The 13,437-nt window shown below is 41.0% G+C and carries 13 protein-coding genes; 10 read left to right on the top strand and 3 right to left on the bottom strand.

The annotated features are described in order from the left end of the window. Positions 1-117: 117 nt before the first annotated feature. The 9 genes from pspA (at position 118) to ATS76_RS16085 (ending at position 7,956) form a co-directional block, all read left to right on the top strand. On the top strand, positions 118-777 hold the full coding sequence (gene pspA / locus ATS76_RS16125; RefSeq protein ID WP_058405721.1) for a phage shock protein PspA: 660 nt from the start codon (positions 118-120) through the stop codon (positions 775-777). 66 nt (positions 778-843) lie between these two features. Continuing rightward, the gene (gene pspB / locus ATS76_RS16120; RefSeq protein WP_058405720.1) at positions 844-1,077 is read left to right on the top strand and encodes an envelope stress response membrane protein PspB; all 234 of its coding nucleotides are present in this window, start codon (positions 844-846) and stop codon (positions 1,075-1,077) included. Then, the gene (gene pspC, locus ATS76_RS16115) at positions 1,074-1,475 is read left to right on the top strand and encodes an envelope stress response membrane protein PspC (RefSeq protein WP_058552884.1); all 402 of its coding nucleotides are present in this window, start codon (positions 1,074-1,076) and stop codon (positions 1,473-1,475) included. The genes pspB and pspC overlap by 4 nt, the downstream gene beginning before the upstream one ends. Positions 1,476-1,530: 55 nt before the next feature. Then, a complete protein-coding gene (locus ATS76_RS16110) occupies positions 1,531-2,955 on the top strand; it encodes a YcjX family protein (protein ID WP_058552883.1) in 1,425 nt (474 codons plus the stop codon). Beyond that, positions 2,952-3,980 (top strand): TIGR01620 family protein, encoded by a 1,029-nt coding sequence (locus tag ATS76_RS16105; RefSeq protein ID WP_058552882.1) that lies wholly within the window; start codon positions 2,952-2,954, stop codon positions 3,978-3,980. The genes ATS76_RS16110 and ATS76_RS16105 overlap by 4 nt, the downstream gene beginning before the upstream one ends. A gap of 140 nt (positions 3,981-4,120) precedes the next feature. Beyond that, positions 4,121-5,302: a methionine gamma-lyase gene (gene megL / locus ATS76_RS16100; protein ID WP_058552881.1), complete on the top strand. Its 1,182-nt coding sequence runs from the start codon at positions 4,121-4,123 to the stop codon at positions 5,300-5,302. Positions 5,303-5,539: 237 nt separating this feature from the next. After that, the gene (gene phhA / locus ATS76_RS16095; RefSeq protein ID WP_058552880.1) at positions 5,540-6,337 is read left to right on the top strand and encodes a phenylalanine 4-monooxygenase; all 798 of its coding nucleotides are present in this window, start codon (positions 5,540-5,542) and stop codon (positions 6,335-6,337) included. A gap of 38 nt (positions 6,338-6,375) precedes the next feature. After that, entirely contained in the window at positions 6,376-6,720 is a 345-nt protein-coding gene (locus tag ATS76_RS16090) for a 4a-hydroxytetrahydrobiopterin dehydratase (RefSeq protein WP_006793641.1), read from the top strand. A 204-nt stretch (positions 6,721-6,924) separates the two neighbouring features. After that, entirely contained in the window at positions 6,925-7,956 is a 1,032-nt protein-coding gene (locus ATS76_RS16085; protein WP_058552879.1) for a DUF2804 domain-containing protein, read from the top strand. A 127-nt stretch (positions 7,957-8,083) separates the two neighbouring features. Here ATS76_RS16085 and dapD read toward each other — a convergent pair whose 3' ends face one another. The 3 genes from dapD to map all read right to left on the bottom strand — a co-directional run bounded on the left by dapD (position 8,084) and on the right by map (position 12,388). Then, on the bottom strand, positions 8,084-8,911 hold the full coding sequence (dapD, locus tag ATS76_RS16080) for a 2,3,4,5-tetrahydropyridine-2,6-dicarboxylate N-succinyltransferase (protein WP_058552878.1): 828 nt from the start codon (positions 8,909-8,911) through the stop codon (positions 8,084-8,086). Positions 8,912-8,921: 10 nt separating this feature from the next. After that, positions 8,922-11,540, bottom strand: a complete 2,619-nt coding sequence (gene glnD, locus ATS76_RS16075) for a [protein-PII] uridylyltransferase (protein ID WP_058552877.1) — start codon at positions 11,538-11,540, stop codon at positions 8,922-8,924. 62 nt (positions 11,541-11,602) lie between these two features. Continuing rightward, on the bottom strand, positions 11,603-12,388 hold the full coding sequence (gene map / locus ATS76_RS16070; protein WP_058405713.1) for a type I methionyl aminopeptidase: 786 nt from the start codon (positions 12,386-12,388) through the stop codon (positions 11,603-11,605). Between the two features lie 272 nt (positions 12,389-12,660). Here map and rpsB point away from each other — a divergent pair, with 272 nt between their 5' ends. Next, positions 12,661-13,389, top strand: coding sequence for a 30S ribosomal protein S2 (gene rpsB, locus ATS76_RS16065; RefSeq protein WP_058405712.1), 729 nt, complete (start codon positions 12,661-12,663; stop codon positions 13,387-13,389). Positions 13,390-13,437 lie beyond the last annotated feature (48 nt).

Raw genomic sequence — 13,437 nt, 5'->3', positions numbered from 1 at the left:
TGTATATTTAGTTTAACTTAATGAAAATAAAGTGTATTTTGTTTTTTAAAAAGTTGGCAAGCATATTGATACTAGTTAAAGCAGACTAACTAAGTTTTAATTACAGAGGTAAATGTTATGGGAATTTTTTCACGTTTTGCAGATATTGTTAATTCTAATATCAATGCCATTTTAGATAAAGCAGAAGACCCAGAAAAAATGGTGCGTCTGATTATCCAAGAAATGGAAGATACACTGGTAGAGGTTCGTTCTACGTCAGCTAAAACTTTGGCTGAGAAAAAGGAAATTGTTCGCCGCCTAGATACACTTAAAGTTCAAGTAAGTGACTGGCAAGAAAAAGCTGAGTTAGCACTTAGTAAAGACCGCGAAGATTTAGCACGTTCAGCATTACTCGAAAAGCAAAAGTCGGCAGATGCAGTGAGTGCCGTTGAAGGTGAACTTGAGCATGTAGAGTCTCATATTGAGAAGCTTCAGCAAGAAGTGACCACACTACAAGAAAAGTTAGCTGATGCTAAATCACGTCAAAAGGCAATAATTCTTCGCCAGCGTTCAGCTGAGTCGCGCCTAGAAGTGAAAAAAGCACTTGATAGCTCTAAAGTAGAAGACGCACTTAATCGCTTTGAACGTTACGAAACTAAAATTGATGGACTAGAATCTCAAATAGAGTCTTACGATTTAGGTAAGCAAACGTTAGCAGACGAAATTGCTGATTTACAAAAAAATGAAAAAATTGATGATGAGCTAGCTGAACTTAAAAAGAAGCTTGCTGATAAGTAATTTATACAGGGGCATGTAATGTGCCCCACTGCTTAACATATTTGAACGGATTGTCAGGAGAGGATTATGTTTGATCCAGAGATACTAGTTGCACCATTTATCTTATTTATGATTTTTGTTGCGCCACTGTGGTTAATTTTACACTACCGTAGCAAAAAGCAAGTAAGCCAAGGTTTAAGTGAACATGAACACCGCCAATTACTCGAACTAGCACATAAAGCTGAACGCATGGCTGATAGAGTAGAAACACTTGAAGCATTGCTTGATCAAGAGTCACCACAATGGAGACGCAAAATATGAATGCCAAACGCGAATTATTAAGAGACCCACAGCGCGGTAAAATAGCCGGAGTGTGTGCGGGATTAAGTGACTACTTTAATATGGAGTTATGGTTAGTTCGCATTATATTTGTTAGTGCGGTACTGCTAGCAGGTGGCCCATTATTTGTGGTAGCGTATATTGCAGCGTGGTTTATTTTAGACAAAAAAGAGCCAACGACTGCACATACCAGTAGTTCAACAAAAGCTGACGATCCGTTAGAAGTAAAATTTAAAGTATGGCAAAAGGGTGAGCCACCGCGCCGCGCTTTACAAGATTTGAAAGAGCGTTTAGCACGAGTAGATACACGCCTTCAAGATATGGAACGCCACGTTACCTCTAGCGAGTTTACGGTAAGCCGTGAAATCAATAAACTTTAAAGGATTTAATGGCACTTTATTAGGTGATTAAGCATCAATGAAGTGCTAGCCCATTATGAGTCGTACTTCATTTGCTAAAAAGACCTTTAAAAGTATTAAAGGCAGTGCACAAAAAGCCCTTCACCGAAGTTTAGATCAGCATGTAAAATTGGCTGTTACCGGGTTAAGTGGCAGCGGTAAAACCGCCTTTATTACAGCCTTAGTAAAGCAATTAACGACACAAGCTAACGATAAAAACCTCCCGTTTTTTGACGTAATGCGAGAGCATCGCCATATTGCTACCAAAGTTGTACCACAAGAAGCGCTTAACGTTCCCACTTTTGATTATACGCGTGCGCTTAATTCTCTTTTACCAAGTGACGGCGAACCAAAATGGCCAGCATCAACGGAGCGCATTAATACACTTCGTTTGGCAATAAAATATCAAAGCAATACGGGTTTACGTGGGCATTTTTCACCTCAATCCACGCTGTATTTAGATATTATAGATTATCCCGGCGAGTGGTTACTTGACTTACCCATGCTTGAGCAAAGCTATGGGCTGTGGTGTGAACTTCAATACCCCTTATTACTGCAACACCCGCGCGTAAATACGTCTAATGATTTTTTAAATGCGCTTGAGCAGCTTGACTTAAACGCACCAGTTGATGAGAGCTTGCTTGCACAAATTGCTGAGCTTTACCAACATATGCTGGTGGGTCTTAAAAAAGACACCAAGCTAGCCATGCTACAACCTGGGCGAATGCTTATGCCTGGCGACTTAAAAGGCGCGCCGCTATTATTATTTTTCCCTGTTAATTCTCAGCAGTTTAATAGCGATGATATTATTGCGGGATCTAATTTAGAGCATCTGATTAAGCGCTTTAATGCCTATGTCAAAGAAGTGGTTAAGCCTTTTTACAACGAGCATTTTAAACATTTTGACCGTCAAATAGTGTTAGTCGATGTATTAAGCGCTTTAAACGAAGGCCATGCAACACTCCAAGAGCAAAGTAGCGTAATAAATCAATTACTCACCCACTTTAATTACGGTGAGTCGGGCTTTTTTAAGCGTTTATTTAAACCTAATATCGATAAAATACTGTTTGCTGCAAATAAATCAGATCACATCAGTGCCAAGCACCATAAAGACTTAGCACTACTGCTTGATTCACTGGTGCATGAGCAAAGCAATCACTTAAAATTTGACGGTGTACAAATAGAAACCATGGCAATATCGTCAATTGCTGCAACGCAGCCTCGCCAAGTTGCCGATAAAGGCGAAACGCTTGATTGTATTTATGGTAAACCTTTAAACGAGCAAGACTGGTTAACTTATTTACCGCCACAGCCGCCGAGGCGCATGCTTAGTAAAGCTGAATGGCCCGCACAAGGTTTTGAGTTTTTATCGTTTACGCCCATGCCATGCCCTGATAAACAACTAAAACACATTCGCCTTGATCATGTAATGCAGTACTTGTTAGGAGACAAATTATCATGAATGAGACACAACCGCAGTTTCAAGCTGGTCGCCGAATAGACACACAAGATGTTGAACAAATTGAACCCGCTTTAGTTCCTGCAAAAGTGATTGAACACGGGCAAAGTAATGATAGCGATGACTTTGATGACGAAACACTTGAGCCTGAAATTGACCTAACTCCAGTTTATAAAAAATCAAAATGGCAAACCTTAAAAGGTATTTTTGCGATTAGCTTTATTGTGCTTGTACTTTTAGAGTTTGCGTTTTCGTTAGTATTTACATTTCAGCAATCTATTATTTTAGGCAGTGTTTATTTAACCGCCGTTGTCAGCGGTGTATTATTAATTGGACGAATGTTGTGGCGAGAATATTCAATGTTGCGCAGTTTAAAACGTAACCAGTTGCATAGAGTTGAAGCCGATAGACTTTTAAATAGTGAGCAAGTAGGTGGAGCATTGCCTTGGCTTGAAAAGTTAAATAAACACCAACAGCTTGATAATTTCGACACTTTTAAAAGCCAAGTTGCAGAGCATCACAGCGATAAAGAAATAATGACACTATACGCAAATAGCTTATTGGTCACCCAAGATACTCAAGCGAAAAAGCTTATAAATCGTTTCGCAACCGAGTCCGCATTATTAGTTGCCCTGAGCCCAATTGCGCTAGTGGATATGATGGCAGTATTGTGGCGTGGCACCAAGCTAATAGAGCAAATTGGTAAAATTTATGGCATTGGATTTGGCTATGCTAGTCGAATTAAGCTTTATCGCATGCTGATAAAGCAAGTCATGTTTGTAGGTAGTGCTGAGCTGGTATCTGATTTAGCGGCAACGGCGCTAAGTGCTGAGTTATTGGGTAAACTTTCTGGGCGAGCAGCACAAGGTGTCAGCGCTGGTATTTTTACAGCGCGTATAGGTTACAAAGCTATGGAGCTAAGTCGCCCTTTACCAAGGCTCGAGCACAAGCGGAGCTTGCTAAAAGAGACCGTACAAAGTATTGCAGGTAAAATTATAAAACGAGGAAAAACAGAGCCTACACAATAGCATGGAAATATTTGTGTACAGCTAAGCGGGTAAACTTTGCACAAATAGCCATCTGAGCATCCGGCATGCTTGTGATTTAAACTGTGGTACGCTTTTATCTATGTCACTAACAACACATAATAAAAATGAGCACAAAGATAATGACCAAGCATCATCTTCATACACAATGTATTCATGGCCCGCAAAAAGCAAACGATCCTCATGGCGCATTAACCTCTCCGTTATACCAAACATCAACCTTTCATTTTGAAAATGCAGCACAAGGTGCCGCACGTTTTGCAGGAGACGAACCAGGCTATATTTACACTCGTCTAGGTAACCCAACAACCACCGAGCTTGAACAAAAAATAGCACAGCTAGAAGGCTGTGAAGCGGCTGCGGCAACGGCTACCGGTATGGGCGCTGTGTCTGCATCGGTATTGAGCTTTTTATCACAGGGCGACCACCTAGTGGCCTCAAGTGCATTGTATGGATGTACATTCGCATTTTTTGCACACATGTTACCGCGTTGGGGAATCGAAGTGACGTTTGTTGATATGACCAATGAAGCCGAACTTCGCGCTGCGATTAAACCAAATTCAAAAATGATATTTGTAGAAACACCTATAAACCCAACAATGGCTGTAATTGATCTAGCACTTATTGGCGCTATTGCTAAACAGCACAATTTAATTAGCGTGGTCGACAACACCTTTTTAACGCCGCTGCTGCAATCACCAAAACAATATGGCATTGATATAATTATGCACAGTGCCACCAAATACATAAATGGCCATGGCGACGTAGTGGCAGGACTTGTGTGTGGATCGCTTGAGCATATCACCCTAATTAAAATGACCGTACTAAAAGACATTGGTGCAACCATAAGCCCACACGACGCATGGCTTATAAATCGCGGATTAAAAACCTTAGCCATACGCATGGAGCGTCACTGTCAAAGTGCCCAAACAGTAGCCGAATACTTAGAGGCGCACCCGCAGGTTAATATTGTTTATTACCCAGGGCTTAAATCTCATCCAGGGTATAAATTTATTGGTAATCAAATGAAAGCTGCAGGCGGCGTAATTGCGTTTGAAATAAAAGGCACCTTACAACAAGGCGCCCAATTTATTGATAGCATGAAGCTTTGTACACTTGCTGTCAGTCTCGGCGATGCTGAAACACTCATTCAGCACCCAGCTTCTATGACTCATTCTCCTTATACACCAGAGGAGCGAGCTGCTGCTGGAATAAGTGATGGGCTGATCAGGCTTTCGGTTGGGCTTGAAGATGTTAACGACATTATTAGCGATTTAGACCAATCATTTGCTCAAATAGTTTAGGTGTAATTTTTTATATACATATTAATATAGCCTAAATGCCTTTAAATTTGGGGCTGTACATTAAAAGCACCATCGCTGTAATTTTTAATTTACAGTTTGTGTAATCGTGCCAAGCACAGATGTTAGCCCATCTATTAAACTTTTGTTCACTTTTGCATAGTATGGCTGCATTAGATATTCATTAATCTTGAGTATCACACTGACACACATTTAGGGTACACACCCAAGAAGGTACTTATGGCTAAATCAAGTAAATACACCTCCAAAACACCAGACGAAAATGGCGTCATACACTGGAGCGAAGAAGAAAATAAAATTTGGTCAGAGCTAGTGGCACGTCAACTTGAATGCATTGAAGGCAAGGCCTGCGATGAGTACATGGAGGGGCTTAAAAAAATAAATCTTCCACACGATCGTATACCGCAACTAAGTGAGCTTAATGAGGTACTTCTTGCCACTACTGGCTGGCAGGTTGCGCCAGTGCCAGCACTTATCGATTTTGATGAGTTTTTTAGGTTGTTGGCAAACAAACAATTTCCGGTTGCCACGTTTATTCGTAGCCGTGAAGAGTTTGACTATCTTCAAGAGCCAGATATTTTTCATGAAATATTTGGTCACTGCGCCATGCTAACCAACCCTGACTTTGCCGAATTTACACATAAATATGGCCAATTAGGGTACGCAGCACAGAAAAAAGATCGCGTATACTTAGCTCGTATGTACTGGTTTACCGTTGAGTTTGGTTTAATGCAAACCGAAAACGGCCTGCGGATTTACGGCGGCGGTATTTTATCAAGCCCGGGTGAAACGCAATACGTGTATTCAGATACACCAGATATAACGCCAATGAGCGTCATTGATGTGCTGCGTACGCCGTACCGTATTGATATTATGCAGCCACAGTACTACACCATTAATTCGATTCATGATCTGTTTGATATATCGCAAATGGATATTATGACTTTGGTAGAGCAAGCTAAAGCGCTTGGTTTGCATGACCCGAAATTTCCACCAAAAGAAAAATTAGCCAGTTAACTTTAATTTAAAAAGAAACGCTAAAGTAAGGATTTAAGATGTCTTCATTAAGTGAACAAAAATGCGAAGCTTGCCACGTAGATGCACCAAAAGTGTCTGACGAAGAGCTTGCACAATTAATTACTAAAATCCCAGACTGGGTACCTGAAGTACGCGACGGCATTATGCAGCTTGAACGTGTTTATAAATTTAAAAACTTTAAGCAAGCTATCGCGTTTACCAATAAAGTTGGCGACATGGCAGAAGACGAAGGCCACCACCCAGGTTTATTGACCGAGTGGGGCAAAGTAACTGTTACATGGTGGAGCCATTCAATTAAAGGCCTGCACAAAAACGACTTTATTTGCGCAGCTAAAACAGACGACGTGTTTAACGCACTGTAATAATAAATTAATTGAGCAAACTAAAAGCACTTATTTTTATAAGTGCTTTTTTTATTGACGTTGTTAAATTATCACCCTTTACAATCAAAATTGTTACAAAAAAAGCATATGGATAACAAAACAAATATATACCATGTAGTTATCTTCTAGGTTGATTATTTTGTGTCTGATAATAATATAGTCTGTATAAAAAAGGATGGTTACATGGCAACAAAACTGCAGCTGATTAACCCTGATGGACAGGCTAACTTTGGTTTATTCCCGCAAGGGGTTAAACATATTAATTACTTGGATTTTGACTTAAGAAACTCAATGGATAAGCCATGCGGTATGCTTGCAAAAAAACTTAAGTTTAACCAGTTCCAATTTATAAGCATTACTTGCGAAGAATTAGTCGTTGGGCTTGCGATCGTTGATCTGAAAATTGCCAGTAACTGCTTTGTTTATGTTTATAATTTAAAAACAAATCAGCTAAACGAGTACAGCTTTGTAAATCTATTTTCTAAAGACACACTCATTGAGCCTCAGCCAAATTCAGGCAATAGTTATTTTAAAAAGGGTGATAATAGCGTTTACATTAATACAACAGACAGACCCGGAGAGCGAAAGGTAACAGTTAAAATAAGCACCACACTGTCCCTTGATGCAATAATTAACGAGTCAGATAATTATATCCCTTTGAGTGTATGCGCACGGGCTGGTTATGCAGGTTTTCATTTTACCCAAAAATCAGCAGGGCTAAATTGCCATGGTACGCTTTTGTTAAACAATACCCACTACGATTTTAGCAGTATCAATGCACTTGCCTGTGTAGATTGGAGTGCAGGCTATATGCGTCGTGAAACGTTTTGGAATTGGGCAAGCCTTGCCTGTAAACTACCAAATGGACGCAATTTAGGATTAAACCTTTCAGCAGGTGTAATTGAAACAGGATTTACTGAAAATGCCATTTGGCTTGATGGCAAGCTATACAAAATTGATATGGTTGATTTTAAATTTAACCGTTATGGCAATAAAACTGATTGTGCTAAGTGGGAACTCCACTCAAACGACGGCATGATTAATCTTATTTTTGAACCTGTAAGTCACCGCTTTGATAAAACGAACTTACTAATTGTGGCGACGAATTTCACACAAAAAATTGGTCGTTACTTCGGTGAAATAACTCTTCCAAATGAAGTGATAATACTTAACGGGCAGTGGGGCTTAGTGGAAGATCATTATTCAAAATGGTAGATGTACTTTTTTGGGTATTAACGTAAAGTTAATCATAACTATGAAAAAAAAGATAAGGCTCTAAATTAAAGAGGTTCAGAGCCTTATTTTTTCATCAATAATTTATTCTAATGTTATTAGTTTCTTTTTAATCATCAATTGAGCGAAGTAGGGCGTTTATGCCTACTTTTTCACGTGTTTGTTGATCTACTTTTTTCACGATAATTGCAGCGTATAGGCTGTGTGTGCCATCTTTTGACGGTAGTGCACCTGGCACTACTACTGCGCCTGCTGGTACGCGGCCGTAGTGAATTTCGCCAGTTTCGCGGTCGTAAATACGGGTGCTTTGGCTGATGTAAACGCCCATTGAAATTACAGCGCCTTCTTCGACTACTACGCCTTCAACAATTTCAGAACGTGCGCCAATAAAACAGTTGTCTTCAATAATGGTTGGGTTAGCTTGTAGTGGTTCTAAAACGCCGCCAATGCCAACACCGCCCGATAAATGCACATTCTTACCAATTTGTGCACACGAGCCTACAGTGGCCCATGTATCAACCATGGTACCTTCGTCAACGTAGGCACCAATGTTTACGTACGATGGCATAAGCACGACATTTCTACCTACAAAGCTGCCTTTACGGGCTACTGCGTTTGGTACTACGCGCATGCCGCCTTGCTGAAATTGCTCCGGCGTGTAGTCGCTAAATTTAAGCGGCACTTTGTCGTAAAATTGGTTTACGCCGTCGTTCATTGGTTGATTGTCGCGAATACGAAACGACAATAATACGGCTTTTTTAAGCCATTGGTGTACAACCCATTCGCCTGATATTTTTTCAGCAACGCGGGCAGCACCGCTGTCGAGCAGCTCTAATGCGTCGATAATAGCTTGCTTTACATCGCTTGATACTGTGCTTGGGCTAATGCTGTCGCGGTTGTCCCATGCGTTTTCGATCATTGTTTTTAAATCTGACATGTATGTCCTCTTATTCTGTTTCGGCGTTGAATTTTTTACGCAATGCCTGATGAATTTTTGCTTGCTCTTCATCGGTTAGCGCTTGATATTCGTTATTAGATACAACAAAGAAATCCTCTGCACGTTCACCTACCGTTGTGATTCGGGCTGCGTGAATGTGTAGTAAATGTGCTTGGAAAACTTCGGCTATTTTGGTTAGTAGGCCCGGTATATCAACAGCTTGTATTTCAATTAAGCTGCGATCTTTACGAGCATGAGGGCGAAGCACTATTTTAGGCTTAATGTTAAAGTCTTTAAAACGTTGCGAGCGGCTCTTTTTAAAGCGAATTTTTTTACGTGGGTCGTTAAGTGCTTGCTCAAGGCCGCGTTTAATCGATTGCGAACGGCTGCTTGCGATAGGGTCGCCACTCACTTCAAGAATTACAAAACTAAATAGTACGTAACCATCTTTAGTGGTGAGTACTTGTGCATGTTGGATTTGTGCTTTTTTAGTACCAATTATGTTTACTAAACGGGCGAATAGGGCACCCGAGTAGGGACTATAAACAAAAACTTGTGTGCCACCGTGCATCGGCGCATTTGATACAATTACACTCGGTTGACTTAAATCGGTGCTATTTACTAGATGCTCGGTTTGCCACGATATTTGTTGCTCGCTAAATGCAGTAAAGTAGTTTGCTTTGAAGCGGCTCCAAATTAGATCAATTTTTTCTTCAAGGTACCCTAGGTTAAGTAAGCGCTGTTTTGCTTGGTGCTTTTTATCACGGATTTGGTCGCGTTGGTCCATTGGGTTTTCAAGGCCTAGACGCAATGCACGTTGTGTGTGCAAATAAAGTTCGCGTAGTAGGGTGTTTTTCCAATCGTTCCATAGGTTGTCGTTGGTGGCCCGAATATCTGCCACGGTCAAACAATAGAGGTAGTCGAGTTGACGCTCTGTTTTTACGCGTGTTGCAAAGTCTTTAATTACACCCGGGTCGTTTATATCTTTACGCTGTGCAGTTACCGACATAAGTAAGTGGTTACCAACAAGCCATGCTATAAGCTTGCCATCGGATGATGGGAAGCCATGTAATTTAGCAAATGCAATGGCATCAACAGAGCCAAGCTCTGAATGATCGCCTCCACGGCCTTTTGCAATATCATGAAAAATACCGGCTAAATATAAAAGCTCAGGTTTATCCATACGGGTCACTATTTCACTACAAATTGGAAACTCACTCACGCCCGTTTTATCAAAATATTGGTAAATATTATTGATTAATTTGTGGGTGTGCTCATCTACCGTGTAGGCATGAAATAAGTCAAACTGCATTTGTCCAAATATATTACGCCATTGTGGTAAGTAAGCTGCAAGCATGCCGTGTTTGTGCATAAGTGTGAATGCACGGCCCATACCGTTAGGGTGTTTTACCAAGCGTAAAAAGGCTTCACGACAGGCTGCGTAATCTTGCAGGTCACCCAATAAACGACGGCGCACTTGGCGAATAGTTCGAATGGTGCTTGGGTAAATGTGGGTTATTTCTGGATTTTCTGCAATGTGCTCAAACAGGACAAAAAGCTGGTCGCGTCTAAAAAATACAGATGGGTCTTTTACACGAATTTGATGGCCAACACGCTCAAAGTTTCTGTCGAGTACTTCAACGACTGCTTCGCTGCTCAGTGGTGAAATGCTTTGCTCAAAATACGAAAGCAGCATTTGATTGAGTTCGCGTACACGGCTCATGATACGAAATAAGCGCTTCATCATTCGCTCAACCGACGCTTTACCATCGCTACCAAAGCCAAGTATTTCTGCGGCCAGGGGTTGATGATCAAACAGTAAACGGTTTTCTGAGCGTCCGGCAGCCAAGTGTAGTGCAAAACGAATATTCCACAGGTTTTCTAGGCACTCTGATAGCTCTTGAAACTCTTCATGGGTTAAGTAGCCATGATTTATAAGCTCTTGAAGTGTTTCGGCTCTAAAGTGTTTTTTGGCTACCCAAATAATAGTTTGTAAATCGCGTAGACCACCTGGGTTTTCTTTTATGTTTGGTTCTAGGTTGTAAGCTGTACCATGGCATTTACGGTGACGCAGGTTTTGCTCTTGTACCTTGGCTTCAAAAAAGTCATTAGAGCCCCACACTGGCGTTTCGAGTATAAAGTTTTTAAGCTTTTCGAACTCAATGTGATTACCAAAAATAAGACGACTTTCCAGTAGGCTGGTGGCAAAGGTTACGTCTTCACGTTTTTGCTCTATTGCTTGATCAATAGTGCGCACGCTGTGGCCAATTTCTAAATTGAGATCCCACAGCATAGTCACAAATTGGCCAATTTTTTCACATACGCTTTCACTTGGTTGCTCTGTAACAAGCAACAAAAAGTCGATATCTGAATAAGGATGGAGCTCACCGCGTCCATAACCGCCCACGGCAATCAATGCTAGATCAGGTTCATGAGATAAGTCATAAACATGAAATAACTTGATCAACAGGCGGTCGATAAACTCAGCCCGGGCATTAATTAAATTACCAACCGGTTGCTTTGAAAACTCGTTATGTAACCATTTATAAAAATAGCTAGAACAATCGCGATAGTCACTCAGTTGCTCAGCATCGCTAAGCAACTTTTTTACTTTGTTGGGTAATGCCACGTGGGCTGGCTCCTCATTGAACCTTCCACATTGATAAACGTACTATCAACTGCGTCGGTTTATTAGTGTTCGATAATCCTGTCGATAGTATCATCTGATCGTAGCGTTAAAATTTCAACACCATTTTCAGTCACTAATAACGTGTGTTCCCACTGTGCAGACAAGCTGCGGTCACGTGTAACAACAGTCCAATCGTCTTTAAGTAGTTTACATTGACGTTTACCCGCATTAACCATTGGCTCAATGGTCAAACACATACCGGCTTTTAATGTTTCACCTGTACCGGCTTTACCGTAATGCATTACTTGTGGTTCTTCGTGAAATTCGCTACCAATACCGTGGCCACAGTATTCACGTACGATTGAGTAGTTAAAGCTCTCTGCGTATTTTTGAATTGCTTCGCCAATGTCACCTAAACGTACACCCGGCTTTACCATTTTAATGGCAAGGTATAAGCTCTCTTGGGTGACTTCTGCGAGACGTTTACCTTGAATATTAGGTTTACCTACGTGAAACATTTTAGATGTATCACCGTGATAGCCATCTTTAATAACGGTGATGTCTATATTTACGCTGTCACCTTCTTTTAACGGTTTGTCGTTAGGAATACCATGACAAATTACATGGTTAACAGAGGTGCAAATTGATTTTGGAAAACCGTGATAATTTAACGGGGCAGGAACTGCTTTTTGCTCGTTAACAATATAATCATGACAAAGTGTATTTAGCTCATCAGTGGTGATCCCCGGCACGACATGTGGGCCGATCATTTCAAGTACTTCTGCTGCTAAGCGACCAGCTACGCGCATTTTCTCTATTTCTTCAGGGGTCTTGATAATAGCGCTCATTGAGGCTCCAAAGTTGCGTTTTTAACATTTTATCGCTGCATAATTTTTGCACGCGATGTTGAGTATTTAATTTTAATATGGTATAAAGCGCGCCGTCTTTTTACAAATAAATTCTTAAATGATTTTTTGTATTTAAGGCAAACACAATTTGATTTTAACACACACACGTATCGTCACATACACTTGGGTGCATTAGAAGTTTAAATACTTCGGTGTTGGTGCTATGGGATATGTGGAGGCCTAACCCTAAACAACTATAGAGGATCTATAAAATGGCAAACGTTTCAATGCGCGACATGCTTCAAGCTGGTGTTCACTTTGGTCACCAAGCACGTTACTGGAACCCTAAGATGAAGCCTTTCATCTTCGGCACTCGTAACCGTGTACATATCATCAACCTTGAGCAAACTGTACCAATGTTCAACAACGCACTTAAGTTTTTAACTGGCGCTGCTGCAAACAAAGGTAAAGTTCTTTTCGTTGGTACTAAGCGCGCAGCAAGCGACGCAGTAAAAGAAGCTGCTATCGCGAGCGATCAGTTTTACGTTAACCACCGCTGGTTAGGTGGCATGTTGACTAACTGGAAAACAGTACGTCAATCAATCAAGCGTCTTAAAGACCTTGAAATCCAAAGCCAAGACGGTACTTTCGAGAAATTAACTAAGAAAGAAACGTTAATGCTTAACCGCGAAATGGAAAAGCTTGAAAAGAGCCTTGGTGGTATCAAAAACATGGGCGGTCTTCCAGACGCGATCTTTGTTATCGATGCTGACCACGAGCACATTGCTATCCGTGAAGCTAACAACCTAGGTATTCCTGTTGTTGCAATCGTAGATACTAACTCTAATCCAGACGGCGTTGATTTCATCGTTCCTGGTAACGATGATGCTATCCGTGCTGTAACCCTTTACACTAGCGCTGTTGCAGCTGCTATCACTGAAGGTCGCGAGAATAACATCGTTGCTCAAGCTGAGAATGACGATTTCGTTGAAGCTGAGTAATTAGCTGTCATCAAGTCTTCATCTTATTAGGGTGAAGACTTGCTATTC

The organism is Pseudoalteromonas sp. 10-33 (genome assembly GCF_001469195.1).
Lineage (GTDB): Bacteria > Pseudomonadota > Gammaproteobacteria > Enterobacterales > Alteromonadaceae > Pseudoalteromonas.
Note: the sequence above shows the minus strand (reverse complement) of the source record. Positions and strands in the feature narration are given on the sequence as shown.

What these genes read in the sequence shown, in the direction of transcription:
- pspB (WP_058405720.1), top strand. Translation starts at nt 844, where the DNA reads ATGTTTGATCCAGAGATACTAGTTGCACCATTTATCTTATTTATGATT.
- dapD (WP_058552878.1), bottom strand. Translation starts at nt 8,911, where the DNA reads ATGTCAGATTTAAAAACAATGATCGAAAACGCATGGGACAACCGCGAC.
- ATS76_RS16110 (WP_058552883.1), top strand. Translation starts at nt 1,531, where the DNA reads ATGAGTCGTACTTCATTTGCTAAAAAGACCTTTAAAAGTATTAAAGGC.
- pspA (WP_058405721.1), top strand. Translation starts at nt 118, where the DNA reads ATGGGAATTTTTTCACGTTTTGCAGATATTGTTAATTCTAATATCAAT.
- rpsB (WP_058405712.1), top strand. Translation starts at nt 12,661, where the DNA reads ATGGCAAACGTTTCAATGCGCGACATGCTTCAAGCTGGTGTTCACTTT.
- ATS76_RS16090 (WP_006793641.1), top strand. Translation starts at nt 6,376, where the DNA reads ATGTCTTCATTAAGTGAACAAAAATGCGAAGCTTGCCACGTAGATGCA.
- map (WP_058405713.1), bottom strand. Translation starts at nt 12,388, where the DNA reads ATGAGCGCTATTATCAAGACCCCTGAAGAAATAGAGAAAATGCGCGTA.
- pspC (WP_058552884.1), top strand. Translation starts at nt 1,074, where the DNA reads ATGAATGCCAAACGCGAATTATTAAGAGACCCACAGCGCGGTAAAATA.
- phhA (WP_058552880.1), top strand. Translation starts at nt 5,540, where the DNA reads ATGGCTAAATCAAGTAAATACACCTCCAAAACACCAGACGAAAATGGC.
- ATS76_RS16105 (WP_058552882.1), top strand. Translation starts at nt 2,952, where the DNA reads ATGAATGAGACACAACCGCAGTTTCAAGCTGGTCGCCGAATAGACACA.
- megL (WP_058552881.1), top strand. Translation starts at nt 4,121, where the DNA reads ATGACCAAGCATCATCTTCATACACAATGTATTCATGGCCCGCAAAAA.
- ATS76_RS16085 (WP_058552879.1), top strand. Translation starts at nt 6,925, where the DNA reads ATGGCAACAAAACTGCAGCTGATTAACCCTGATGGACAGGCTAACTTT.